The following is a 24099-nucleotide window of genomic DNA, read 5'->3' as shown; positions in this document are numbered from 1 at the left end:
GTCAGTCGTCCGTCTGCATGGCGGCGAGCGGGCTCACCCGCGTCGCGAGGAGCGCCGGGTAGAGCGCCGCCCCGGCGGTCACGGTCAGCACGGCCAGGAGCGCCACCGCCACCGAGCCGCGCGAGAGCACCGGCACGAGCGCGGGCCCGGAGAAGACGAAGGCCAGCTCGTCGCTCGCGGCCGGGATGCCCCCCATCGCCCGCACCGCCGCCACCAGGAGCGCCCCGAGCCCCGCCCCGGCGCCGCCGAAGACCAGCCCCACCGCCAGCGCCTCGCCGACCACGAGCGCGCGGACGAACCCGCGCTGCGCGCCGATGGCGCGCAGCGTGCCGATCTCGCTCACGCGCTGCAGGGTGGCGATGACGAGCGCGTTGCTGACGATGACGAGCGCCACCGCCAGCACGACCGCGACCGCCGCCCAGAGCACGAGCCGGGCCACGGCCACGAACTCGCCCACCGCGCCCGAGGCCTCCTGCCAGGAGACGGCCCGGAGCGACAGCCCCGCCCGGCGCCCGGCGGCCTCGATGGCGAGGGCGGCCTCGGCGGAGCGGGAGGGGTCGTCCAGGATCACGGCCGCGTGCGGCGCGACGCCGCGGTCGAGCTCCTCCTGCGTCGCCGGCGCGGCCGGGCGCGCGACGTGGCGCGGCGGCGGGGCGGGCTCGGCGATGCGAGCGCTCCTCCCCTCCTCGACCACGGCGCTGCCCGGGCCGAAGAGCGCCGCCTCCGCCTCCTCGCGCGAGAGGCCGCCGGTCCCGGACGCCTCCTGCAGCGCGTGGATCTCGGCCGCGCGCTCCGGCGTGAGCCAGCCGTACAGCTCGCGGAAGGACAGGAGGTCGAGCAGGCTCGCGGCGGCGGCGAAGGTGGAGCTCTCGAGGCCCCGGAACTGGACGAAGCCCCACACCTTCACGTTGACCGCGCGCGTGTAGCCGGACCGGCTGGCGGCCTGGAGGGTGACCGTGTCGCCCGGCCGCACCGCATACAGCCGCAGGAGCGGCGCGAGCTCGCCGTAGAAGATCCGGTAGCGGGCCTCGAAGGTCGCGTCGTCCACCGTGAGGAGCGCGTCGAGGAGGCGCGTCAGATCGGGCTCGGCCGAGCCGAGCGCGCGCCGCAGCCGCCGGCCCGCCTCCTCCGCCTGGAGCGGGTCGAGCTGCAGCAGGATCTCGCGCGCCTGCCGCCGCGCGTCGGCGGCGGCGCGCGCCAGCTCGGGGTCGCCGGCGAGGCGGCGGTGCCGCTGGAGCGCGTCGTGGATCTGGTCGAGGCGCCGCGCCGTCTTGAGCTTCAGCCACTCCTCCGCGTACCGCTTTCCCACCAGGAGCCCGCGCGCACCCGGCGGCACGAGCTGTCCCTCCACCACCTCCAGCCGCTCGAAGGCGCGCCGGAACGCCTCGAGATCGGTCCCGACGTACCGCACCGGCAGCGCCGCGCTGCTCGCCGCGAGGGGCGCGACGCGGTTCTCGAGCAGCTCGAGCGCGCCGAGCGGGTCGCGCGGGTAGCCCTTCCAGAACGGGTCCGAGGCCGCCTGGGCGAGCGCCGCGACCTGGTCCGGATCCTCCGCCGCCGCCCCGTCGAGCCCGCCGGGCCCGGCGCGCTCCGCCTGGAGGAGGGCCACCATGCGGCGGGCGCGCGCGCGGTGGGCCGTCTCGCGCGCCGCGAGCTCCGGGCCTCCACCCACCTCGCGGGCCCGGACGTCGGCGCGCAGCTCCTCCAGCGCCACGTCGAAGGCGCTCGGCACGAGGAGCGAAGCCTCGCCCACGCCCATGGGCACCACCGCCTTCACGCCAGGCACCGCCGTCACCGCCGCCTTCACCCGGGCGAAGTCCTCGAACGGCAGGAGGTCGGGCTCCCCGAGCGTGCCGCCGTAGAGCGCCACCACGTCGCGCGACCGCGCGTCCTGGAGCTGGAGCTGCCCGGAGAGGCTGCCCTGGACCGCGGCCGCCATGCCCCGGTCCATCGCCTCCACCACCGCCCCGCCCGCCACCGCCAGCGCGGCCGCGAAGAGGACGATCCCCCCGACCACCGCGGTCTTGGCGCGGCTCGCCACGAGGTCGCGGAGCGCGATCCGCAGCAGGATCCCGGCGGCGGCGGGGCGGCCGATCATGCGCCGCCCCCCAGCGCCCGCGGCTCGGCCGGCGCGACCAGGCGCCCGTCCGCGATCTCGACGAGCCGCGAGGCGTGCCCCATGACGCGCGGGTCGTGGGTCGAGAAGACGAAGGTGGTGCCGTCCCGCTGGTTCAACTCCTTCATGAGGTCCACCACCTCGCCGCCGGTGCGCGAGTCGAGGTTGGCGGTGGGCTCGTCGGCGAGGACGAGCGCCGGGCCTCCGACGAGAGCGCGCGCGATGGCCACGCGCTGTCGCTGGCCGCCGGAGAGCTCGCTCGGGCGGTGGCGGGCATGGGCGTCGAGGCCCACCCGGGCGAGCAGCTCCGCCACCCGCGCCCGCCGCTCGCGGCGCGCGCGCCCGCCCTGCAGGAGCAACGGCAGCTCCACGTTCTGCTCCACCGACAGCACCGCCACCAGGTTGAACGTCTGGAAGACGAAGCCGATGCGCCGGAGCCGGAGCTCCGTCAGCGCGCGCTCGCCGAGGGAGGCGGTCGGCTGCCCGGCCACCGACACGGAACCGGCCGTGGGGGTGTCCATGCAGCCGACCAGGTTGAGGAGCGTGGTCTTGCCGCTCCCCGAGGGTCCCGCGATGGCCAGGAACTCGCCCTGCTCGATCTCGAGCGAGACGCCGGACAGCGCCCGGACCTCGGTCTTGCCGAGCCGGTAGACCTTGCTCACCTCCTGCACCGAGACGATCGCCTCGCGCATCGGTCCGCCTCCGCCGGTCGCGTCGCCGCCGCTACAGGGTCTCGACGTGGCCGTCCTGGTACGTGACGGTGACGGTGGTGTCGTTCGCCACCGCGAGCGCCGCCAGCGCCTTGTCGCCGGCGTCCGCCACGCTGCCGGTGCCGGTCAGGCTGGCGAGATCGTAGGTGAGCGCGCCGTGCGCGCCGTCCTTGGCGGTGAAGACGAGCGGGATGTCGCCGGTGAGGCCGCCTTCACCCCAGTCCGCCGCGATCTTGAAGGTCGCGTCGACGTCGACCGTGGCCGGCGACCTGAGCTGCGCCGTGCCGGCGTCGCGGTACGCGACGTGAAACGTGCCGAGGTCGACCGTGGCCGTGCCGTTCGCGGCCGCCGTCACCACCGCCCCACCCGGGCCGGTGAGCTTCCCCGACCAGCTCACGACCAGGAGGTTCGCCCCGGCGCCGCGCGTCACGACGAGCTGGACCGTCTCGTGCCAGGTGACGCCGCGCCGGACGACGTCGCCGGCGCCCGTGAAGTGGCTCTGGGTGCTGGAGTCGGTGCACCATGTCCCGGATAGGCCGTGATCGGCCTTCACGTCCACGCACTTCCCCGCGGCGGGCGGGCTCTGCCACCCCGACGCGTCCTGCACCCGCAGCATCGAAGTCGCGCCGTCCGTCAGCATCAGCACGCCGGCGGCTGCGTTCCCGATGGCCGCCGGGCCCGCGGCCAGGGCGGTGCTCCCGCCGCTCCCCCCGGTACCGCCCGTCCCCCCACCGCCGGCGCCGCTGCCACCTCCACCGCTCGGCCCGCCGTTCGAGCCCTGGTCGGCCGGCGTGCCCTTCCCACCGTTTCCGCTCCCGCACGCCAAGGTGAGCGCCGCCGCCGTCGTGCACGCCGCCGTGATCCACGCTGCTCTCGTCATGCCTCGATCTCCCTCTCGGACTGCTCGTCCGTCTCCGCCGCCGAGCCCTCCTCGGCGAAGGTCCAGCACCGCACCTCCAGCTCCAGCCCATTCGCCGCCAGCGCGCCGGCGTAGCCGGGCGCCGGCCGGAGCGTGACCACCGTCGAGCACGCAGGCTCCTCGCCCGCTGAGAACGCTCGGCGCAGCACCGCCGGATCGGGACCGAACCCCACCTCGACGGCCTCGAGCGCTGCGGTGAGCCCGACGCCGGCCGCCTTGAGCAGGGCCTCCTTTCGCGTCCAGCAGGCGAAGAAGGCCCGCGCCCGCGCCTCGCCCGCGAGCGCGCGGAGCGCCCGCGCCTCGCCCGGCGCGAAGAACTGGTCGGCCACGGCCGCCAGGGCGGCCATGGGCCGGACGCGCTCCACGTCGATCCCCACCTCCCGGTCCGCCGCCACCGCGTACAGCGCCAGCTCCTCGGAGTGCGAGGCGCTGAAGCGCGGGCCCCCGCCCGCGAGGCGCGGCTTGCCGAAGGGACCTCGCTCGAAGGCGACGGCGCTCGGCGCGAGACCCAGGTAGCGGGCGAGGAGGAGCCGCAGCTGCCCGCGCGCCGCGATGAACCGGTCCCGGTGAACGGCGAAGCGGAAGCGCGCGGCGCGGCGCAGCTCGTCGTCGGAGAGCGAGGCCGCCAGCGCCCGCAGCTCCGGCGCGGGGAGCGTGAGCCGGGCGCGCCAGGCGTGGACGGTACCTGCGTCCAGCACGGGGTCCGGGGGCGGTCGGGTGAAGGGCGTCACGTGACGCCTCGGGCCAGGCCGCCGAGGTCCTCGGCGAGCGCCGCCAGCGCACCCGAGCCGTGCGCGAAGGGGAAGAAGTGGCCTCCAGGCAGCATCCGCAGCTTCCAGCCGCCGCGCGTCTGCTCGCGCCATCCCTCGAGCTCGGTCCAGCCCACCTCGTCGTCGTCGAGCCCGCCCAGCGCGGAGACCGGGCACGCGAGCGGCGGGCCCGGTCGGTAGGCGTAGGTCTCGCCCAGCTCGAGGTCGGCCCGTAGCACCGGGACGAAGAGCGCCCGCAGCTCGGGGTGGGTCAGCACGCCGGCCGGCGTCCCGCCCATCCGCTCGATGCGGGCCACCAGCTCCGGCTCGGACAGCGCGTGCAAGGATTCCCGCGGCCGCGCCAGCTGCGGAGCGCCGTGCCCGGAGGCGATGAGCACCGCCGGGGAGAGTTGGTGCTCGCGCTCCAGGGTCCGCGCCACCTCGAACGCCACCAGCGCGCCCAGGCTGTGGCCGAAGAGCGCGAAGGGGGGCCGGAGGAACGGGAGCAGCGCCCCCACGGCCCCGCGCACGAGCGACTCCATCCGGCAGAGCCGGGGCTCGCCGAGTCGCCGCCCGTGCCCGGGCAGCTCCACCGGGCAGACCTCGGCGCTCGCGAGCGCGCGGCGCCAGCAGGCGTAGGCGGAGGCGCCCGCGCCCGAGTGCGGGAAGCAGAACAGGCGCAGCCGCCCGCCCGCCGGGCGGGGCGGGTAGGGCAGCCACGGCGACGCCGGCGGCGAGGCCGTGAACGCGAGCGGCTCGGGCGCGCTCACGGCACCACCTCCGGGGCGGCGAGGGCGCGGCCGGACCCGGCGGGCGCCTCCGGCGTCGGCTCCGTCAGGTCGAGGGCGATGAAGGTGCGGAAGGTGCGGCGCGACGCGGCCACCGCCGCCACGACCAGCATGGCGGCGCCGCAGCCCGCGTAGATGGCGGGGACCTTCCGCCCCGTCCAGTCGGCGGCCAGGCCGGCGAGCATCATGGCGATCGGCGAGATGCTGCCGGCGATGGTACCGAGGAGGCCGAAGACCCGACCGCGCATGTCCTCCGGCGTCGTGACCTGGACGATGGTGACGACGTAGATGGTGAGGGCACCGCCGAACGCGCCGCCGAGCGCCGCCACCGCCAGCGCCGGCAGCGGGTGCCTTACCAGCGCCAGGGCGAGGCAGGTGCCCGCCTGGAGCGCGAAGAGCGCCAGCATCCGGGCCCGCCGCGCGCCGCCCGACGGACGCCCGATCCCGGCCGCGACCGAGCCGGCGAGCGAGCCCACCCCGTACGCCGCGGCGATGAAGCCGTACCAGCGCGCGTCCGCGCCGAGCGTGTCCTCCACGAAGAACGGCATGAGGACGATGATCGGGACGGCGAAGAAGTTGAGGGCGGCCGAGGCGAGCACCAGCGAGCGCAGGCCCCGCGCGGCCCAGATGTAGCGGAACCCGCGCCCGAGCTCGGCCAGGAACTCCAGCGCGGCGCGCCGCCCGTTCGTCCGCCGCGCCGGGAGCCGCTGCGGGATCTGGATGAAGGCCTCGGTCCCGGCGGAGAAGAGGAACGAGACGCCGTCGATGAGCAGCATGATGGGCGCCCCGACGGCGGTGAAGAGGATTCCGCCGAGCCCCTGCCCCGCGAAGGTGGAGAGCTGCGCGACCACCTCGATCGCCGAGTTGGCGCCGCCGATCCGCTGGCGCGGGACGAGGTCGGGGATGGCGGCCGAGATGGCGGGGTTGAAGAAGGCACTCGCGGCGTCGAGGAGAACGGTCAGGACGGCGAGCCCGATGAACCCGGCCGTCGCGCCGGGCCGCGCCACGTACATCCACGTCCCGGCGAGGAGCAGCGCCACCCCGCTCAGCGCGTCGGTGGTGATGAGCACGTTCCGCCGCGAGTGGCGGTCGGCGTACGTCCCGCCGATGGGCTCGAGCAGCAGCGACGGGACGCTGGAGAGGACGAGGTAGAGCCCGAGCAGCGTCGCCGAGCCGGTCGCCTCCTTCACCCACCACGAGGTCGCGAGCACGAAGGCGTGGTTGCCGAGCGCGCTCACGAGCTGGCCTTGCCATAGCAGGACGAAGTTCTTGTTGAACAGCCGCGTGGGGCGGGCCGGCGCGTCAGCGGACATGGCGAGAGCTCCCTTCCGCCGCCTCGAGGGCGAGCGCGAGCGCCGCGGCGAGGGCGCGGACGTGCGGTTTGTCGAGCATGGTCAGGTGGTCGCCGGGGACCTCGATGACGTCGACGCCGCCGGCGGCGAGCGCCTCCCAGCCGAGGCCGCCGGTTCCGCGCGCAGCCGCGGTGCGCACGACGGTGATCCGTCCCGGGTAGGGGGCAGGTCGGTAGCGGCGGAACGCGTCGGTGTGGGCCCGCAGCACGCGCACGAAGCGGGCGAACTGCGCCTCCGTCACCTCGGGCAACAACCAGCCGATCCGTCGCGCCTCGGCGTACACGTGGGCGACCTGGGACCCCGGGTCGAGCCGCCGGAGGTGCTCCGCCACCAGCGGCACGTGCTGCCCGAAGGTGTCGACGAGGTAGGCGGCGTCGTCGAGCGGGACGTCGCCCGGGACGCGCGGCCCCTGGTCGAGCAGCGCGAGGCAAGCCACCTCCTCGCGCGCGGCGCGCAGCCGTTGCGCCAGCTCGAAGGCGACCGCCACGCCCATCGACCAGCCGCCGAGGAGATACGGCCCCGACGGCTGGCGCGCGCGGATCGCCGCCAGGTACCGGGCCGCCATCGCCTCGATGGTGGTGTCGAACGGACCTTCACCCTCGATGTCGGGCGCCTGCAGCCCCAGGAACGGCCGCTCCTTCCCCATGGCGCGCGCCAGGCGCGCGTACCAGTGGACGCTCCCGCCCGACGGGTGCACGAACCAGAGCGGCCGCCGGTCTCCTCTCGGCTGGAGCGGCACCACCGCCGACGGGGGCTCCCCGCCCGCCAGCGCGCGGAGCACGCGCGCCAGCTCCTCGATGGTGGGCTCGGAGAAGAACGCGGCCAGCGACAGGCCACGCCCGAGCCGCTGCTCGATGAGCGCCAGCGCGCGCACCGCGAGCAGCGAGTGGCCCCCCAGCTCGAAGAAGCGGTCGCGCACGCCGACCGGGTGGACCTCCAGCACCTCCTCCCAGATCTGGCGCAGCTCGGCCTCGAGGAGGTCGCGGGGCTCGAGCGGCGGCTCGCCGCGGGCCCGCGCCCCGGCGTCCGGCGCGGGCAGCGCCCGCCGATCGACCTTTCCGCTCGGCGTGAGGGGCAGCGCGTCGAGCGCGACGAAGGCGGAGGGGATCATGTGCTCGGGCAAGGTCCGCGCCAGCGCCTCGCGCAGCCGCGCCGGGTCGATCGTCTCGCCGGTCGCGGGGACGACGTACGCGACCAGCCGGAGGCCGCCCGACGCGGCGGCGCACGCCACCACCGCCGCGCTCCGCACGCCCCGCGCGCGGCGCAGCGCGGCCTCGATCTCGCCCGGCTCGACGCGGAAGCCGCGGATCTTGACCTGGTCGTCGAGCCGCCCGACCAGGTCGAGCGCCCCGTCCGGCCGCCACAGCGCGACGTCGCCGGTGCGGTACATGCGGACGCCCGGGTCGGGCGCGAACGGATCGTGGACGAACCGCTCGGAGGTGAGCTCGGGGCGGTTCAGGTAACCGCGCCCGACGCCGGCGCCGCCGACGCACAGCTCGCCCGGCACGCCCGGCGGCTGGAGCTGCCCCTGCCGGTCGAGCACGTAGGCGCGGACGTTCGCGATCGGCCTACCGATCGGGACGCGCGTGCCGGGCGGCGCAGCGGGATCGACGCGGTGCCAGGCGGCGGCGACGGAGGTCTCGGTAGGTCCATAGGCGTTGAGGAATTGCCGCCCGGCCGCCCAGCGGGCCGCCACCTCGACCGGGCACGCCTCGCCGCCGGAGACGACGGTGCGCAGCGCGGGCAACCCCTCGGAGGGCAGCAGCGCCAAGACCGCGGGCGGGAGCGTGGTGATCGCGATCGCGCGGTCGGCGAGGAGCCGCCTCAGCCCGGCGATCGACGCCCTCTCGTTGCGCGACGCGACGTGGAGCTCCGCCTGGCCCGCGAAGGTCGCGAAGATTTCCAGCACCGAGGCGTCGAACCCGAAGGAGAAGAACTGCAGCACCCGCGCCTCCGGACCGAGGCCGGCCACCTGGGCGTAGGCGCGCGCCACGTTGCAGAGGCCGCGGTGGTGGAGGAGCGCCCCCTTGGGCCGGCCCGTCGAGCCGGAGGTGTAGATGGCGTACGCGAGCTGGTCGGGCGAAGCCTCGCGGCTCGGCCGGAGCTCCATGCCGGAGGAGAACAGCGCGGCCGGATCGACGCAGCGCACGCCGGGCGAGACCGCCAGCGACCGCGTCAGCTCGGGCGCCGCGACGAGGACGCGGGCGCCGGAGTCGGCCAGCGTGAGCTCGATCCGCTCGCGGGGGTAGGCCGGGTCGAGGGGCAGCCAGGCCCCGCCCGCCTTCAGCACGGCCAGGAGCGCGGCCACCATGGCGGCGCCGTCGTCGAGCGCGAGCGCGACGAGCGCCTCGGCGCCCACCCCCAGCTCGGCCAGGCGCAGGGCCGCGCGGGCCGCGCGTCGGTCGAGCTCGGCGTAGCTCAGGCGCTCGGCGCCGGTGTCGAGCGCGACAGCCTGCGGGCGCGCCGCGACCGCGGCCTCGAACGGGCGGTGCGCCCCTCCCTCCCACGGCGCGGGCATGCGGGTGGCGTTCCAGGTCTCGAGCACGAGCCGTCGCTCCGCCTCGGAGGCGAGCGGGACCTGCCCGAGCGGCCGCTCCGGGTTCGCGGCGAGCGCCTCGAGCAGCGTGGCGAGCTGGGAGAGGAGCCGGGACGCCGACGCGCCGTCCAGGCGATCCACGTCGTGCAGGAGCCGCAGCACCAGCACGCGGTCGACGCCGGCCACCAGCGTCACCGGGTAGGGGTTCGCGTCCGCCGTCCGCACGTCGGCGACGGTCAGGGTCCCCGCGCCGCCCGCGCCCTCCTCGGGGTAGTTCTGGAAGACGAGCAGCGTCTCGAACAGCGGGGTGCCGCGCGGTACGGCGCTCCAGCCCTGCACGTCGACCAGCGGCGCGTAGGCGTACTGGCGCGCCTCCAGCTGCTCCGCCTGGAGGGCCGAGAGCCAACGGACGACCGGCGCGTCGGGCGGGAGCCTCACCCGCACCGGCAGGGTGTTGATGAAGAGCCCGAGCATCTCCTCCACGCCGGGCAGCTCGGGCGGCCGGCCCGACACGGTCGCGCCGAACACCACGTCTTCCAGCCCGCCGTAGCGCCCGAGGAGCAGCGCCCACGCGCCTTGCATCACGGTCCCGAGCGTCACCCGCGCGCCACGGGCGAGCCGCTGCAGGCGATCGGTCGCCTCCGGCGAGAGCCGGAGCGTCTGCTCCTGCGCCGCCCCGGGCGCAGGCGCCGGCGGCCGCTCGACCGCCAGCGGCGTCGGGCCCTCCACGCCTTCGAGGGCGCGCCGCCAGAAGCGCTCGGCCTGCGCGCGATCCTGCTGGCGTAGCCAGGCGACGTAGTCGCGGAAGGGCCGGGCGGGCGCCAGCACGGGCGCGGCGCCCCGCCGGGCGGCCTCGTAGCCGGCGAGGACCTCCTTGAGCAGGAGCGGCACCGACCAGCCGTCGAGCAGCACGTGGTGATAGGTCCAGACCAGCCGGTGCGCGCGCGGCCCGGTGCGGGCGAGGTGCAGCCGCATGAGCGGTGGCGTCGCGACGTCGAACCCGCGCCGCCGCTCCTCGGCGGCGAGCGTCGAGAGCCGCGCCTCCTGCTCGGCCGGGGAGAGCCCGCTCCAGTCCAGCACCGCGAGCGGGAGGTCCACCGTGCGCTGCACCACCTGGAGCGGCTCGCGCAGACCGTCGCCGGCGAAGCCGGTGCGGAGGACGGGGTGGCGCGCCAGCGCAGCGGCCCAGGCTCGCCCCAGCGCGCCCACGTCGAGGTCGCCCTCGAGCAGGCAGGAGAGCTGCTCGACGTAGAGCCCGGCGTCGGGCGCGAGCCGCCCGTGGAACAGCATGCCCGCCTGCATCGGCGTGAGCGGGTAGAGGTCCTCGATCTGGCTGCGATCCATGCGCCTACCCCTCCTCCGCCTCGGCCAGCTCGCCCAGGATCCGGTCCACCTCCGCCGGGCTCCACCCGAAGGCGGAGCCGTCGGGGCGACCCGGCGCCGCGCGCGCGGCGGCGGCGAGGTCGCGGAGCGCGCGCAGGAAGGCCGCGGCGACGGCGGCGATGGTCTCCCCGCGGTGCGTGCTCGGCGCGTAGCTCCAGGCCACGCGCAGCGCGCCGCCGCTCACCGCCGCGTCCACCTCGACGAGGTGCAGGCGCCGCGTCCGCGGGCTCCGCTCCGGTCCGCGGTCCTCCGCGGCCGGACGGAGCGGGCCGCCCGTGAGCGCGCCGTCGACCTGCCCGAGGTAGTCGACCGCGACCTGCGCCGGACCGGCAGCGGCGAGCCGGGCGCGGACCGCCGGGTCAGGCGCGAGGTATCGCAGCACGCCGAACCCCACCCCGTGCCCTGGCACCCGCCGCAGCGCCGCCTGGACGAGGCCGAGCGCCTGGCGCACGTCGCCGGCCGCGGACAGGTCGAAGGCGACCGGGTAGAGCGCGGTGAACCAGCCCACGGTGCGGGACGGGTCGAGCGGCTCCGGCAGCTCCTCCCGACCGTGCCCCTCGAGGTCGAGCCGGACCACCGGCGAGCCCGTCCAGCCGGCGAGCGCGTGCGCGACCGCGGCGAGGAGCAGCTCCTCGACGCCGGCGCCGAGCGCGGCGGGCGCCTCCTGCAGCAGCGCACGGGTCTCGTCGGGGGTGAGCTCGACCTCCACGCTGGCAGCGTCCTCCTCGGTGGCGGTGCCGCCGCCGAGGTCGACCGGGAGCGGCGCACCGGGGGGGAGCGCCTCCCAGTACGCGAGCTCGCCGTCCAGGGCGCCCGAGGCTGCGAGGCGCCCCAGCGCCGCGGTCCAGTCGCGGTAGGCGCTCGTCTTCCGCGGAAGGTGCGGCACCTCGCCCGCCGCCCGCGCCTGGTAGGCGCGCTCGAGGTCCTCGAGCAGGAACCGCCACGACACGCCGTCGACGGCCAGGTGGTGCACCACGAGCAGCAACCGGCCCGGCCGCGCCGGGCCGAGGTCGAGGTAGGTGGCGCGGACGATCGGGCCCCGCGCCAGGTCCAGCGAGCGCTGCACCTCGGCGCTGATCCGCTCGATCGCCGGGCGCACTTCCGCCTCGGCGAGCGCCGAGAGGTCCTCCCATCGCAGCGGCGCGTCGTCCTCGCCGGGCGGCGCGCAGCGCTGCCGCCACCCGTCGGCGGTGCGCTCGAGGCGCAGCCGCAGGGCGTCGTGGTGCTCGGCGAGGTCCCGCAGCGCCGCGGCCAGCGGCGCGCGCGCCAGCGGCACCGCGGACTCGAACAGCAGCGACTGGTTGAAGTGGTGCGGCTCGTCCGGCTCGCGCTCCAGGAACCACCGCTGGATGGGGCCCAGGGCGATCGGCCCGACCACCGGTCCCTGCTCCGCGGCGGGCACCGCCGCCGTGCCGGCTGTCGCGGCCAGTCCCGCCACGGTCGGCGTCTCGAAGACCTGCCGCGGGGTGAGGTGGAGCCCGGCCTCGCGGGCGCGCGCCACGATCTGGATCGACAGGATCGAGTCGCCGCCCAGCGCGAAGAAGTCGTCGTCGACGCCGATCTCGGGGACGTTCAGCACCTCGGCCCAGATGCGGGCCAGCGCCACCTCCGCCGGCGTCGCCGGCGCGCGGCCTCGCCGGGCCGGCGCGGCGGCCGGCGCGGGCAACGCCGTGCGGTCCACCTTGCCGTTCGCGCTGAGCGGGAGCTCCGCGAGCCGCACGAACGCGGCCGGGATCATGTAGGGCGGCAGGCGGGCCGCGAGGTGCGCCCGCAGCGCGGCCTCGTCGAGCTCGGCGCCCTGCGCCGGGACGACGTAGGCGACGAGCCGCCTCGCTGCGCCGTCCTCCTTCACCGCCGCCACGGCGCTGCGCACCGAGGCGTGCTCCGCCAGCGCCGCCTCCACGTCGCCCAGCTCGACGCGGAACCCGCGCAGCTTCACCTGGTCGTCCAGGCGCCCGAGACACTCCAGGTTCCCGTCCGGGAGCCACCTCGCGCGGTCGCCGCTCCGGTACATCCGCTCGCCCGGGTGGAAAGGATCGGGGAGGAACCGCTCGGCGGTGAGCTCCGGCCGGCGCCAGTAGCCGAGGCCCACACCGGCGCCGGCGATGAACAGCTCGCCGGGCACGCCGATGGGGGCCGGCTGGAGGTGCCGGTCGAGGACGTACAGCCGCGTGTTCTGGATCGGCTTGCCGATGGGGACGGGCCGAGGCGGGAGCTCGCCCGCCGAAGGAGTCCAGTACACGGCGCACCCCACCGTCGTCTCGGTGGGCCCGTACTCGTTGACGAGCGCCGTGTCCGGGGCGTGCCGGCGCCAGAAGGCGACGTGCTCCGGCAGGAGGTTCTCGCCGCCGATGATGAAGGCGCGCGTCCGGCCCGCGGCGCGGTTCGCGCCCACCTGCTCGGCGAGGACCGCCAGGTGGGCCGGGGTGATCTTGACGAGCGAGAGGTCGCGCCCCTGGACCAGCACGTCCGCGAGCGCCCCGATCCCCTCCGCCTCCGGCACGAGGTGCACGGTCCGGCCCGCCGCCAGCGGGCCGAAGAGGCTGGTCACCGTCAGGTCGAACGAGATGGACGACTGCACCGGCGCGCCCTCCCCGCCCTCGAGCGGGTAGCACCGCAGGCAGTGGACGAGGTAGTTGACGAGCGCGCGGTGCGGGATCACCGCACCCTTCGGCCGCCCGGTCGAGCCCGAGGTGTAGATCACGTACGCGGGATCCTCGGGGACGGCCGCGCAGGCCGGCCGCCCGGTGGGCTCGGCCGCGAGCGCCGCCGCCTCGTCGTCGAGGCACAGCACCGTCCGCCCGGCGCCTGCGACGCGCGCCGCGAGCCGGCCCTGGGTGAGGACGACCGGCGCGGCGGCGTCCTCGAGCATGTAGGCGAGCCGCTCGCGCGGGTATCCGGGGTCGAGCGGGACGTACGCGCCGCCCGCCTTCCACACCCCGAGCAGCGCCACCAAGAGCTCCGGCGCGCGCTCCATGCACACGCCGACGAGCTGCCCAGGCCCGACGCCCTGGCGCTGCAGCCGGCGCGCGAGCTGGTCGGCGCGGCGGTCGAGCTCGCCGTAGGTGAGGGTGGCGGCGCTGCCGCGCACGGCGATCGCGTCCGGGGCCGCGGCGGCGTGCCGCTCGACGAGCGCCTGGGCGCAGGCGTCGCGCGGGTACGGCGCCGCCGTGGCGTTCCACCCTTCGACCACCTGGCGCCGCTCCGCCTCGGGGACGAGCGCGGCGCGCCCCACCGGCGCGTCGGGATCCGCCACCAGCGCGGCGGTGAGGACCTGCAGGTGCTCCGCCATCCGCGCCACCGTGGCGGCGTCGAACAGGTCGCTGTCGTACTCGAACATCCCCTTCAGCCCGTCGGGTTCGTCGACGGCGAAGAGGGTCAGGTCGAACTTGGCGCTCCCGGTGTGGACGTCGAGCGCGGAGCAGTCGAGGCCACCGGCGGCCCCGGCGCGCTCGCGCGCGCTCTGGAACACGAACATGACCTGGAAGAGCGGGCTGTGGCCCAGGCTGCGACCGGGCCGCACCGCATCGACCACCATCTCGAACGGCACGTCCTGGTGCGCGTAGGCCCCGAGCGCCGCCTCGCGGACGCGGCGCAGCACCTCGCGGAAGCTGGGCTCGCCGGAGAGGTCGGCGCGCAGCGCGAGCGTGTTGACGAGCAGCCCCACCAGCCCCTCCAGCTCGGCGCGGCCCCGGTTCGCGATGGGCGTCCCGACGCAGACGTCCTCCTGGCCCGACCAGCGGTGGAGCAGGACGGCGAAGGCGGCCAGCGCCGCCATGAACGGCGTCGCCCCCTCGCGGGCGCCGAGCGCGCGGAGCCGCTCGCTGACGTCGGCGGGGAGCGCGAACGGGACGCACCCGCCCCGGAAGCCCTGCACCGCCGGCCGCGGCCGGTCGCCGGGGAGCTCCAGCGCCGGCGGCGCCGGGGAGAGCGCCCGCTTCCACCAGCCGAGCTGGGCCTCGAGCACCTCGCCCCTGAGCCAGCCGCGCTGCCAGGCGGCGTAGTCTGCGTACTGCAAGGGGACGGGCGGCAGCTCCGGCGCGCGACCCGCCTGGAGCGCCTCGTACACCGCGATGAGCTCGCGCCCGACCACGCGGCCCGACCACTCGTCGCCCACGATGTGGTGCGTGCACAGCACGAGCAGCTGGTCGTCGTCGGCGAGGCGCACCACCAGCGCGCGCAGGAGCGGGCCGTGCGCGAGGTCGAACGGGCGGCGCACCGCCTCCTCGGCCAGGCGCCGCGCCTCGCGCTCGCGCTCCTCGGCGGGCCGCGCGCGCAGGTCGACCACGGGCACGGGGACCTCGAGGGACGGCAGGATCACCTGCCGCGGCTCGCCGCCCTCGGCCGGGAACACGGTGCGCAGCGCCTCGTGCCGCGCGATCACCGCGGCCACGCTCTGCGCGAGGAGCGCCAGCTCGAGCACGCCGCGGACGCGGGTCACCTCGGGAATGTGGTAGGCGGCGCCGCCGGGGTTGAGCTGCTCCAGGAACCACAGGCGCTGCTGGGCGAACGAGAGCGGCAGCGGGCCGGCCCGCGGCACGACCGGGATGGGCTCGACCGGCACGCCGCCGGCGGCGCGCCGCAGGCGGTCGATCGCCTCGGCCAGGTCGGCGAGGCCCGGCGTCTCGAAGACGGCCCGCAGCGGCAGCTCGACCCCCAGCGCGCGCCGCACCCGCGACACGAGCTGCGTGGCGAGCAGCGAGTGGCCGCCCACGTCGAAGAACCCGTCGTTGCGCCCGACCCGCTCGACGCCCAGCAGCTCCGACCAGATGGACGCCAGCAGCTGCTCGGCCGGCGTGCGCGGCGGCTCGTAGCGGCCGCGCAGCTCGGCCGAGGCCCAGTCCGGCGGCGGCAGTCCGCGGCGGTCGAGCTTCCCGCTCGGCGTGAGCGGCAGGGCCGGCAGCGCCACGAAGGCGGCCGGGATCATGACGTCGGGGAGCCGCTCCTGAAGGAAGGCACGCAGCGCTGCGACGCCCGGGCCGCCGGCGTCGGCCACCACGTAGGCGGCGAGCACCGGCTGGCCTCGCGACGCGCCGGGCGGCACGGCGGCCACGACGATCGCGTCGCGCAGGGCGGGGTGCTGGCGCAGCACCGCCTCCACTTCGCCCAGCTCGACCCGGGCGCCGCGGATCTTCACCTGCTGGTCGAGCCGGCCCAGGAACTCGACGTCGCCCGAGGGCAGGAAGCGCGCGCGGTCCCCGGTGCGGTAGAGGCGCGCGTCAGACTCGGCGGCGAAGGGGTCCGGGAGGAAGCGCTCCGCGGTCAGCTCCGGCCGGTGGAGGTACCCGGCGGCGACGCCCGCGCCTCCCACGTACAGCTCGCCCGCGACGCCGACCGGCACCGGCTCCATGGCAGGGTCGAGCACGTAGAGGCGCGTGTTGGCGAACGGGCGGCCGATGGGGACGGTGCGCTCGTCGGGGAGCGCGACGTCGCGGTCTTCGAACCACGAGCTGTCGATGGTGGTCTCGGTGAGGCCGAACGAGTTCACGACGCGCGCGCCGGGATCGCACAGGCGCGCCAGCGCCCTGTACTCGCCCACCTGCCAGACGTCGGAGCCGCACACGACGAGCTTGAGGCCAGCGAGGCGCTCGCCGGCGGCGGCCAGGTGCTGCATCACGCTCCGCAGCACGGCCGGGACGAACTCGGCCGCGTCGATGGCCTCGGCGCGCAGGAGCGCCACCAGGCGCGCGGGGTCGAGCAGGTGCTCGCGGGGGCAGAGGACGAGCTTTGCGCCGGAGCCGAGCGCGCGCGCCAGGTCGCCGGTGAAGACGTCGAAGCCGCAGCTCGCCATCTGGAGGTGCGCGGTCAGCTCGGGGAGGCGGTACGCCTGCTCCCACCCGAGGTAGGCGTTCACGAGGTTCCGGTGGCGCACCACCGTCCCCTTCGGCTTGCCGGTCGACCCCGAGGTGTAGACGAGGTAAGCGACGTCCTCCGGCGCGGTGGCGCGCCCGGGGGCACCGGCCGGCTGGCGCGCGATCTCCTCCGCCTCGGCGTCGACGAGCAGCCGCGGCGCGCCGCCGGGGAGCCGGCCGGCGGTGGCGGCGTCCGTCACCACCAGCGCGGCGCGCGCGTCGCCGAGCACGTGCCCGAGCCGCTCGCGCGGCACGGTCGGGTCGACCGGGAGGTAGGCGGCGCCAGCCTTGAGCGCCGCCAGCACCGCCACCACCAGCTCCGCGCCGCGCGGCAGGCAGACCGCGACCACCTCGCCGGCTCGCACGCCGCGCCGGCGCAGGTGGTGGGCGAGCCGGTTCGCGCGCGCGTCGAGCGCGGCGTAGGCGAGCCGCTCCGTCGGTGCGTCGGGGTCGCCCCGCTCCGGGGCCACCACCGCCACCGCCTCGGGCGCCCGCGCCACCTGCGCCTCGAACAGCTCGCAGAAGGTCCAGCCGTCGCGCGGGTCGGCGCGCGCCGTGGCGTTCCACTCCACCAGGATGCGGCGCCGCTCCGCCTCGTCGAGCAGCGTCAGCGTCCCGGCGGACCGGTCGGGGTCGTGCGCGATGCTCCGGGTCAGGTTCCTGAAGTGGACCAGCATCCGGTCGATGGTGGCGGCGTCGAAGAGCCCGGTCGCGTACTCGATGCTGACCTCCGCGCCCTCCTCCTGCTCGGTGACCGAGAGCGTGAGGTCGAAGGCGGCGCTGCGGACCTCCGGCTCGAGGACCTTGAGCGTCAGCTCGCCGAGGTGCAGCGCGTCGGGGCGCCCGGTCTGGCAGGTGAACATGACCTGGAAGAGCGGGTTCGCCGACCGGTCGCGGCCTGGCTGCACGGCGGCGACGACCTGGTCGAACGGGACGTCCTGGTGGGCCTGCGCCCCGAGCATCGCCTCGCGCGCGCGGCCCAGCACCTCGCGGAAGGTGGGCGCGCCGGAGAGGTCGGCGCGCAGGACCAGCGTGTTCACGAAGAAGCCGATCAGGCTCTCGGTCTCCTTGCGGTTACGGTTCGCGACCGGCGTGCCGACGCACAGGTCCTCCTGCCCGCTGTACCGGTGGAGCAGCGTCTGGAACGCGGCCAGCCAGGCCATGAACGGCGTCGCGCGCTCCTCGCGCGCCAGCGCGTGGACGGCCGCCACCACCGTCGCGTCGAGGCGGAGCGAGCGCAGCGCGCCCCGCGAGGCGTCGGCGGTGCGGGGCCGATCGGTGGGGAGCTCCAGCGGCGGCGGCTCGCCGCGGAGCCGTTCCCGCCAGTACTGCAGCTGGGTCTCGAGCACCTCGCCGGTGAGCCAGCCGCGCTGCCACTCCGCGTAGTCGGCGTACTGGAGCGCCGGCTCGGGGAGCGGCGAGGGCGCGCCGCGCGTGAACGCGGGGTAGAGCGCGGCCAGCTCCGTGAGCAGGACGCCCATCGACCACCCGTCCGAGACGACGTGGTGCATGGTGAGGAACGCGACGTGATCCTCGCCCGCGAGCCGCAGGAGCTGCCCGCGCAGCAGCGGGCCCCGGGCGAGGTCGAACGGGGTGTGTGCCTCGGCGTTGGCGCGCGCCCACAGCTCCGCCTCGCGCACGGCGGCGGCCATCCCCGAGAGGTCGTGCAGCGGCAAGGGGACCGGCGCGGGCGGCGCGATCACCTGCACCGGCTCGCCGTTCTCCTCGGCGAACGTGGTCCGCAGCACCTCGTGCCGGCGCACCACCTCGTCGAGCGACCGGCGGAGGGCGGCGAGGTCGAGCGGGCCGGACAGGCGCACGACGAGCGGCAGGTTGTAGGTGGACTCCCCGGGCGAGAGCCGGTCGAGGAACCACAGCCGCCGCTGTGCGAACGAGGCCGGGAAGACCAGGACCTCGTCCTCCGCGCACGGCAGGCCGACCTGCGCCTCCTTGCCGGAGCCGATCACGGCTCACCTCCACCCTGCGCCCCGGCGGCCGCTTGCTCGGGCCGGGGCTCCGCCACCACCGCGCTGCGCTTCCTGCGATGGTCCCCGCGAGGCACGGCCACGATGGCCGGCGCCTCGGCCGCCGGGGCACCGGCGCGCGCCTGCTCCACCGCGGAGGCGAGATCGGCCACCGTCGGCCGCTCGAACAGGGTCCGGAGGGGCAGCTCGACCTGGAAGGCCTCGCGGACGCGGGAGAGGAGCTGGGTCGCGAGCAGGGAGTGCCCGCCCAGCTCGAAGAAGTCGTCCTCCACCCCCACCCGCTCCACGTTCAGCAGCCCCGCGCACAGCCCGGCCAGCTTCTCCTCCACCTCCGTCCGCGGCGCCACGTACGCCCGCTCCGACCTCGCCTCCGGCGCCGGCAGCGCCGCCCGGTCTACCTTCCCGCTCGGCGACAGCGGCAGCTTCGCGAGGCACACGTACGCCGTCGGCAGCATGTGCTCCGGCAGCTCTGCCCTCACCGCCGCCTTCAGCTCCGCCGCGCTCGGCGCCGCCCCCTCCCCGTGCCCCACGTACGCCACCAGCCGCGCGTCCCCGGGCCGGTCCTCCCGCGCCAGGACCAGGCACTCCCGCACCGCCGGGTGCCTCCGCAGCGCCGCCTCCACCTCGGCCGGCTCGATCCGGAAGCCGCGCACCTTCACCTGCTGGTCGATCCGCCCCAGGAACTCGATCGTCCCGTCCGCGCGCCACCGCGCCAGGTCGCCCGTCCGGTAGATCCGCCCACCAGGCTCGAACGGATCGGGCAAGAACCGCTCCGCCGTCAGCTCCGGCCGGTGCAGGTAGCCCTGCGCCACCCCCACCCCGCCGATGCACAGCTCGCCCGGCACGCCCACCGGGACGGGCCGCTGCCGCGCATCCAGCACGTACGCCCGCGCGTTCGCGATCGGCTTCCCGATGCTCGGCGGCCGCGCGTCCTCCGCGCTGCACGGCCCCATCGTCGCGCACACCGTCGTCTCCGTCGGCCCGTACGCGTTCCACATCCGCCGGCCCGGCGCCCATCGCTCCACCAGCTCCCGCGTGCACGCCTCCCCCGCCGAGATCACCGTCGCGAGCTCCGGCAGCTCCTCCGGCGCCAGCACCGCCAGCACCGAAGGCGGGAGCGTCACGTGCGTGATCCGCTGCTCCTTCATCAGCGCCGTCAGCTCGGTCGCCGACCCCAGCACCTCCTGCGGCGCGAGGCACAGCGTCGCCCCGTTGCCGAGCGCCATGGCCAGCTCCCACACCGACGCGTCGAACGAGAACGGCGAGAACTGCAGCACCCGGCTCCCAGGGCCCAGCCCGAACGCCACCCGCTGCGCCTCCGACAGGTTCACGAGGCCCCGGTGCTTCAGCAGCGCCGCCTTCGGCCTCCCCGTGGACCCCGACGTGTAGATCGCGTACGCCACGTCCTCCGGACCGGGCCCGTCCTCGTCGGCGGTGGGCTCGCCGCCCGCCATGGCGCTCCCGTCGAGCGCCATGGCCTGGACGGTGGTCGAGCCGAGCCGGGCCCGCAGGTGCGGCTGGGCGAGCAGCAGCCCGAGGCCGGCGTCCTCCAGCATGAAGGCGAGCCGCTGGGCCGGGTAGGTCGGGTCGAGCGGCACGTAGGCGCCGCCCGCCTTCATCACCGCCAGCACCGCCACGACCATCTCGGTCGAGCGCTCGGCGCAGATCCCCACCCGCACGCCGCGGCGGACGCCGTGGGTGCGCAGCCGCCGCGAGAGCGCGCTGGCCCGGGCGTTCAGCTCGCGGTAGGTGAGCGCCTCGCCGCCGAAGCTGACGGCGCACGCCCCCGGCGAGCGGCGCGCCCACCCCTCGCAGCGGGCGGCGAAGCTCGGGTCGAGGGGGGCCGGCGCGTCGTTGCGGCTCCACGTCCGCACCAGCCGGTGGCGCTCCGCCTCGTCCATGCAGGGCAGGGACGAGAGGCGCCGGTCGGGCGCCGCGGCGATGGCGGCGAGCAGCGTCTGGAGCTGCCGCAGCATGCGCCGCGCGGTCTCGTCGTCGAACAGGTCGGCGTTGTACTCGAGGTCCCCCTCCAGGCCGTCGGCCCCGCCGGCCAGCGAGAGCGTCAGGTCGAACGCGGCCGCGCCGCCCTCGGGCTGCGCCGGGGTCAGGGTGAGGCCGTCCAGCGACAGTGGCGCGCGCGGCGTGTCGTCGAGCGCGAACATGGCCTGGAAGAGCGGGCTGTGCGAGAGCGCCCGCCGGGGCTGCAGCGCCTCCACCACCATCTCGAAGGGCACGTCCTGGTGCGCGTAGGCGGCGAGCGCCGCGTCCCGGGTCCGCACCAGCAGGTCGCGGAAGCTCGGATCGCCGGAGAGGTCACCGCGCAGCACGAGCGTGTTGACGAAGAACCCGACCAACCCCTCCAGCTCGGCGCGGGTGCGGTTCGCGATGGGGGTCCCGACGCAGACGTCCTCCTGTCCGGCCAGCTTCCCCAGCAGGACCTGGAACGCCGCCAGCAAGGTCATGAACGGCGTCGCACCCTCGGCCCGGCCGACGCGGAGGACGGCCTGGGCGAGCGCCGTCGGCACCTGGAAGCGCACGTGCCCGCCGCGGTCGCTCGCGACCGGCGGCCTGGGGCGGTCGGTGGGGAGCGCCAGGAGCGCCGGCGCGCCCGCCAGCCGCTCGCGCCAGTAGCCGAGCTGCGCCTCGAGCGCCTCGCCCGTGAGCCACGCCCGTTGCCACCGCGCGTAGTCGGCGTACTGCAGCGGAAGCTCCGGGAGCGGCGAGGGCCGGCCGGCCGCGAAGGCGCGGTAGAGCTCTCCCAGCTCGCGCGTCATGACGCCCGCCGACCAGCCGTCGGAGGCGACGTGGTGGACGGTCACGAGCAGCAGGTGGGCCAGCGGATCGAGCCGGAAGAGGTGCGCCCGGAACACCGGCCCCCGCGCGAGGTCGAAGGGCCGCTGCGCCTCGTCCGTCGCGCGGCGCCGCGCCGCCGCTTCCCGCTCCCCCGCCGGGAGCGAGGAGAGGTCCTCGAGCGGGAGCGGGACGGGGCCGGCCTCGAGGACGATGGGGCTCGGGCTGCCGTCCGCCTCGGCGAAGCAGGTGCGCAGCACCTCGTGCCGCCGCACCAGCTCCGCCAGGGCGCGCCCCAGGGCCGCGACGTCGAGCGGCCCATCGAGGCGCGCCGCCACCGGGACGTTGTAGCGCGTGCTGCCCGGCGCGAGCCGGTCGAGGAACCACAGGCGCTGCTGGGCGAAGGAGGCGCGCCGCGGCTCGCCCTCGGGCTGGCGCGACACCGGCGGGGCGCTCGCCGTGGCCGGCCGCCCGCGGGCCACCCGCGCCATGAGGGCGGCGACGGTGGGCGCCTCGAAGATCGCCTTGAGGGGCAGGTCGACGTCGAACGCGTCGCGGATCCGCGCGGCGAGCTGCGTCGCACGGAGCGAGTGTCCTCCCAGGGCGAAGAAATCGTCGTCCAGGCCGACGCGCTCCACGCCCAGCACGTGCGCGAAGAGCCCGCAGAGGACCTCCTCGGCCGGCGTGCGCGGCGCATCGCGCCCCGCCGCCGCCGCCTCGACCGCCGGGGCCGGGAGACGGCGGCGATCGATCTTGTCGCCGGCGGTGCGGGGCAGCGCGTCGAGGGCCACGAAGGCGGACGGGACCATGTAGTCGGGGAGCCGCTCGAGCAGGTACCGCCGCAGCTCGGCCGCGCCCGCGGTGGCCCCCGCCTGCGCGACGACGTAGCCGACCAGGCGCAGCTCGCCGGTCGCGTCGGCGCGCGCTGCCACCGCCGCGGCGGCGACCGCCGGGTGGGTGGCCAGCGCCGCCTCGATCTCGGCCGGCTCGACCCGGAAGCCGCGGACCTTCACCTGCTCGTCGGCGCGCCCCAGGAACTCGAGCTCACCGTCGGGCGTCCAGCGGACGCGGTCGCCGGTCCGGTACACCCGCTCCCGCGGGTGGAACGGGTCGGGGAGGAACCGCTCCGCGGTCAGCTCGGGCCGGTCGAGGTAGCCGGCGGCGAGCGCGTCGCCTCCGACATAGAGCTCGCCCGGCACGCCGGCCGGAGCGAGCTCGCCGCCCGGGTCGAGGACGTAGGCGCGGCAGCCCTGCAGCGGTCGCCCGATGGGGACGCGCCCGCGCGCCAGGATCGGACCCAGGTCCGAGGGCACATCGCAGCTCGCGCAGCTGATGGTGGCCTCGGTCGGACCGTAGACGTTCACCAGCTGCGCCCGCCCGAGCGGCGTCCGCCGGAGACGCACCACCGTGTCGGGCCGCAGCGGCTCGCCGCCCACCAGCAGGCGCCGCACCTGCGGCTCGGGCCAGCCCCCGCGCTCGCCGCTCGCCTCCCAGGCGCGCACGACGGTGTCCAGGTAGGCCGGCGCCACGGTGGCGACGGTCAGGCGGTGCCGGGCGAGCTCCTCGGCGAAGCGCCGTGGCTCCCACAGCTCGTCCCCGCGCAGGACCAGCGTGCCCCCGGCGCCCCAGGCCAGGAGCAGCTGCTCCAGCGAGGCGTCGAACGCGAACGAGAAGAACTCCAGGACGCGATCCTCGGCGCCGAGGCCGTAGCGGTCGCGCAGCGCGCGGTCGTGCCGCGCCAGCGCCCCGTGCGTCACCGCCACCCCCTTGGGCGCGCCGGTGGAGCCGGAGGTGTAGATGACGTAGGCGAGCGTCTCCGGGGCGAGCGGCGCCGCGGCGGCCACGAGCGGCTCGTCGTCGAGTCCGTCGAGGAACACCGGCGTGACGTGCGGCGCCGACAGAGCCGCGGCCGCGCCGCGGTGGGTGAGGACGAGGCGGGCGCCGGCGGCGGCCAGGATGCCGGCGCTCCGCGCGGGGGGGCTCTGCGGGTCGAGCGGGACGTAGATCGCGCCCACCTTCCAGATGCCGAGCAGCGCCGCCAGCGCGTCGGCGTTGCGCGGGAGGAGGTGCGCCACGCGCGCGCCCGGCGCGGCCCCGGCGGCGCGTAGCCGGTGGGCCACCTGGCACGCCCGCCGCTCCAGCTCGGCGTAGCTCCAGCGGACGTCGCCGGCCACCAGCGCCGGCGCGTCCGGCGCCACGGCGGCGCGCCGCGCCACCGTGGACGGGAAGTCGAGCGCGGGCTCGCCGCCGCGAGCCCCCGCGCCCGCCGCGAGCAGCCGGCGGCGCTCCTCGGTGCCGACGAGCGGCAGGCGAGCGAGGCGCGTCTCGGGGCGTGCCGCCATGGCGAGCAGCACCTCGCGCAGGTGCGCCAGCGCCCCCTCCACCGCGCCGGCGTCGAGCCGCGCCGGGTCGGCCGAGGCGGTCAGGGTGAGCTCGGTGCCGGCGGCGGCCGAGATCACGAGCGGGAAGCTGACCCGGGAGGCCGAACCGGCGCACCGGACCCGGAGCGGGCCGCCGCTCTCGCGGAGCGACGCGTCCACCGGGTAGTTCTCGAAGACGAACAGGCTCTCGAAGAGCGGCTGGGGCGAGGGGACCTCGCTCCACTGGCGCACGCGGACGAGGGGGGTGTGCTCGTGCTGGCGCAGCTCGACCTGCTGGGCCTGGACCGCCTCGAGCCAGACCGCCGCCGTCGCGTCGGGGTCCACCCGCACGCGCACCGGCAGCGTGTTGATGAAGAGCCCCACCGTCGACTCGGCGCCGGGCAGGTCGGCCGGGCGGCCGGAGACGGTCGCCCCGAAGACGACGTCCTCCTCGCCGGAGTAGCGCGAGAGCAGGAGGGCCCAGGCGCCGAGGACGACCGTGCTCGGCGTCAGGTGGAGCCGCCGTGCCAGCGCCAGGATCGACGCCAGCTCGGCCGGC

General features: G+C 76.6%; 8 protein-coding genes and 1 pseudogene (1 of these 9 cut by a window edge). All 9 read right to left on the bottom strand.

The annotated features are described in order from the left end of the window. Window position 1: 1 nt before the first annotated feature. Entirely contained in the window at window positions 2–2098 is a 2097-nt protein-coding gene (locus tag HWY08_RS12645) for an FtsX-like permease family protein (RefSeq protein WP_176065661.1), read from the bottom strand. Further along, complete coding sequence (locus HWY08_RS12640) at window positions 2095–2808, bottom strand: ABC transporter ATP-binding protein (protein ID WP_176065659.1); 714 nt, start codon at window positions 2806–2808, stop codon at window positions 2095–2097. The genes HWY08_RS12645 and HWY08_RS12640 overlap by 4 nt, the downstream gene beginning before the upstream one ends. Window positions 2809–2839: 31 nt before the next feature. Further along, entirely contained in the window at window positions 2840–3706 is an 867-nt protein-coding gene (locus tag HWY08_RS12635; protein ID WP_176065657.1) for a hypothetical protein, read from the bottom strand. Then, window positions 3703–4476: a 4'-phosphopantetheinyl transferase family protein gene (locus HWY08_RS12630; protein ID WP_176065655.1), complete on the bottom strand. Its 774-nt coding sequence runs from the start codon at window positions 4474–4476 to the stop codon at window positions 3703–3705. The genes HWY08_RS12635 and HWY08_RS12630 overlap by 4 nt, the downstream gene beginning before the upstream one ends. Continuing rightward, the gene (locus tag HWY08_RS12625; protein WP_176065653.1) at window positions 4473–5264 is read right to left on the bottom strand and encodes a thioesterase II family protein; all 792 of its coding nucleotides are present in this window, start codon (window positions 5262–5264) and stop codon (window positions 4473–4475) included. Before HWY08_RS12625 ends, HWY08_RS12630 begins: the two co-directional genes overlap by 4 nt. Beyond that, complete coding sequence (locus HWY08_RS12620) at window positions 5261–6595, bottom strand: MFS transporter (RefSeq protein ID WP_176065651.1); 1335 nt, start codon at window positions 6593–6595, stop codon at window positions 5261–5263. The genes HWY08_RS12625 and HWY08_RS12620 overlap by 4 nt, the downstream gene beginning before the upstream one ends. After that, window positions 6585–10514, bottom strand: coding sequence for a non-ribosomal peptide synthetase (locus HWY08_RS12615; RefSeq protein WP_176065649.1), 3930 nt, complete (start codon window positions 10512–10514; stop codon window positions 6585–6587). Before HWY08_RS12615 ends, HWY08_RS12620 begins: the two co-directional genes overlap by 11 nt. Window positions 10515–10518: 4 nt before the next feature. Next, window positions 10519–16905 carry a non-ribosomal peptide synthetase gene (locus HWY08_RS12610; protein ID WP_443092839.1) on the bottom strand — a complete coding sequence of 2129 codons (6387 nt, stop codon included), beginning with the start codon at window positions 16903–16905 and terminating at the stop codon, window positions 10519–10521. Window positions 16906–17037: 132 nt separating this feature from the next. Further along, a pseudogene (locus HWY08_RS12605) lies at window positions 17038–24099 on the bottom strand (condensation domain-containing protein) (its annotated part continues 704 nt past the right edge of the window); the annotation flags it as partial.

It is taken from the genome of Anaeromyxobacter diazotrophicus, from assembly GCF_013340205.1.
GTDB lineage: Bacteria > Myxococcota > Myxococcia > Myxococcales > Anaeromyxobacteraceae > Anaeromyxobacter_A > Anaeromyxobacter_A diazotrophicus.
The sequence above is the reverse complement of the archived record's forward strand: the minus strand, read 5'-3'. Positions and strand labels throughout refer to the sequence as shown.

What these genes read in the sequence shown, in the direction of transcription:
- HWY08_RS12635 (WP_176065657.1), bottom strand. Translation starts at nt 3,706, where the DNA reads ATGACGAGAGCAGCGTGGATCACGGCGGCGTGCACGACGGCGGCGGCG.
- HWY08_RS12640 (WP_176065659.1), bottom strand. Translation starts at nt 2,808, where the DNA reads ATGCGCGAGGCGATCGTCTCGGTGCAGGAGGTGAGCAAGGTCTACCGG.
- HWY08_RS12615 (WP_176065649.1), bottom strand. Translation starts at nt 10,514, where the DNA reads ATGGATCGCAGCCAGATCGAGGACCTCTACCCGCTCACGCCGATGCAG.
- HWY08_RS12620 (WP_176065651.1), bottom strand. Translation starts at nt 6,595, where the DNA reads ATGTCCGCTGACGCGCCGGCCCGCCCCACGCGGCTGTTCAACAAGAAC.
- HWY08_RS12645 (WP_176065661.1), bottom strand. Translation starts at nt 2,098, where the DNA reads ATGATCGGCCGCCCCGCCGCCGCCGGGATCCTGCTGCGGATCGCGCTC.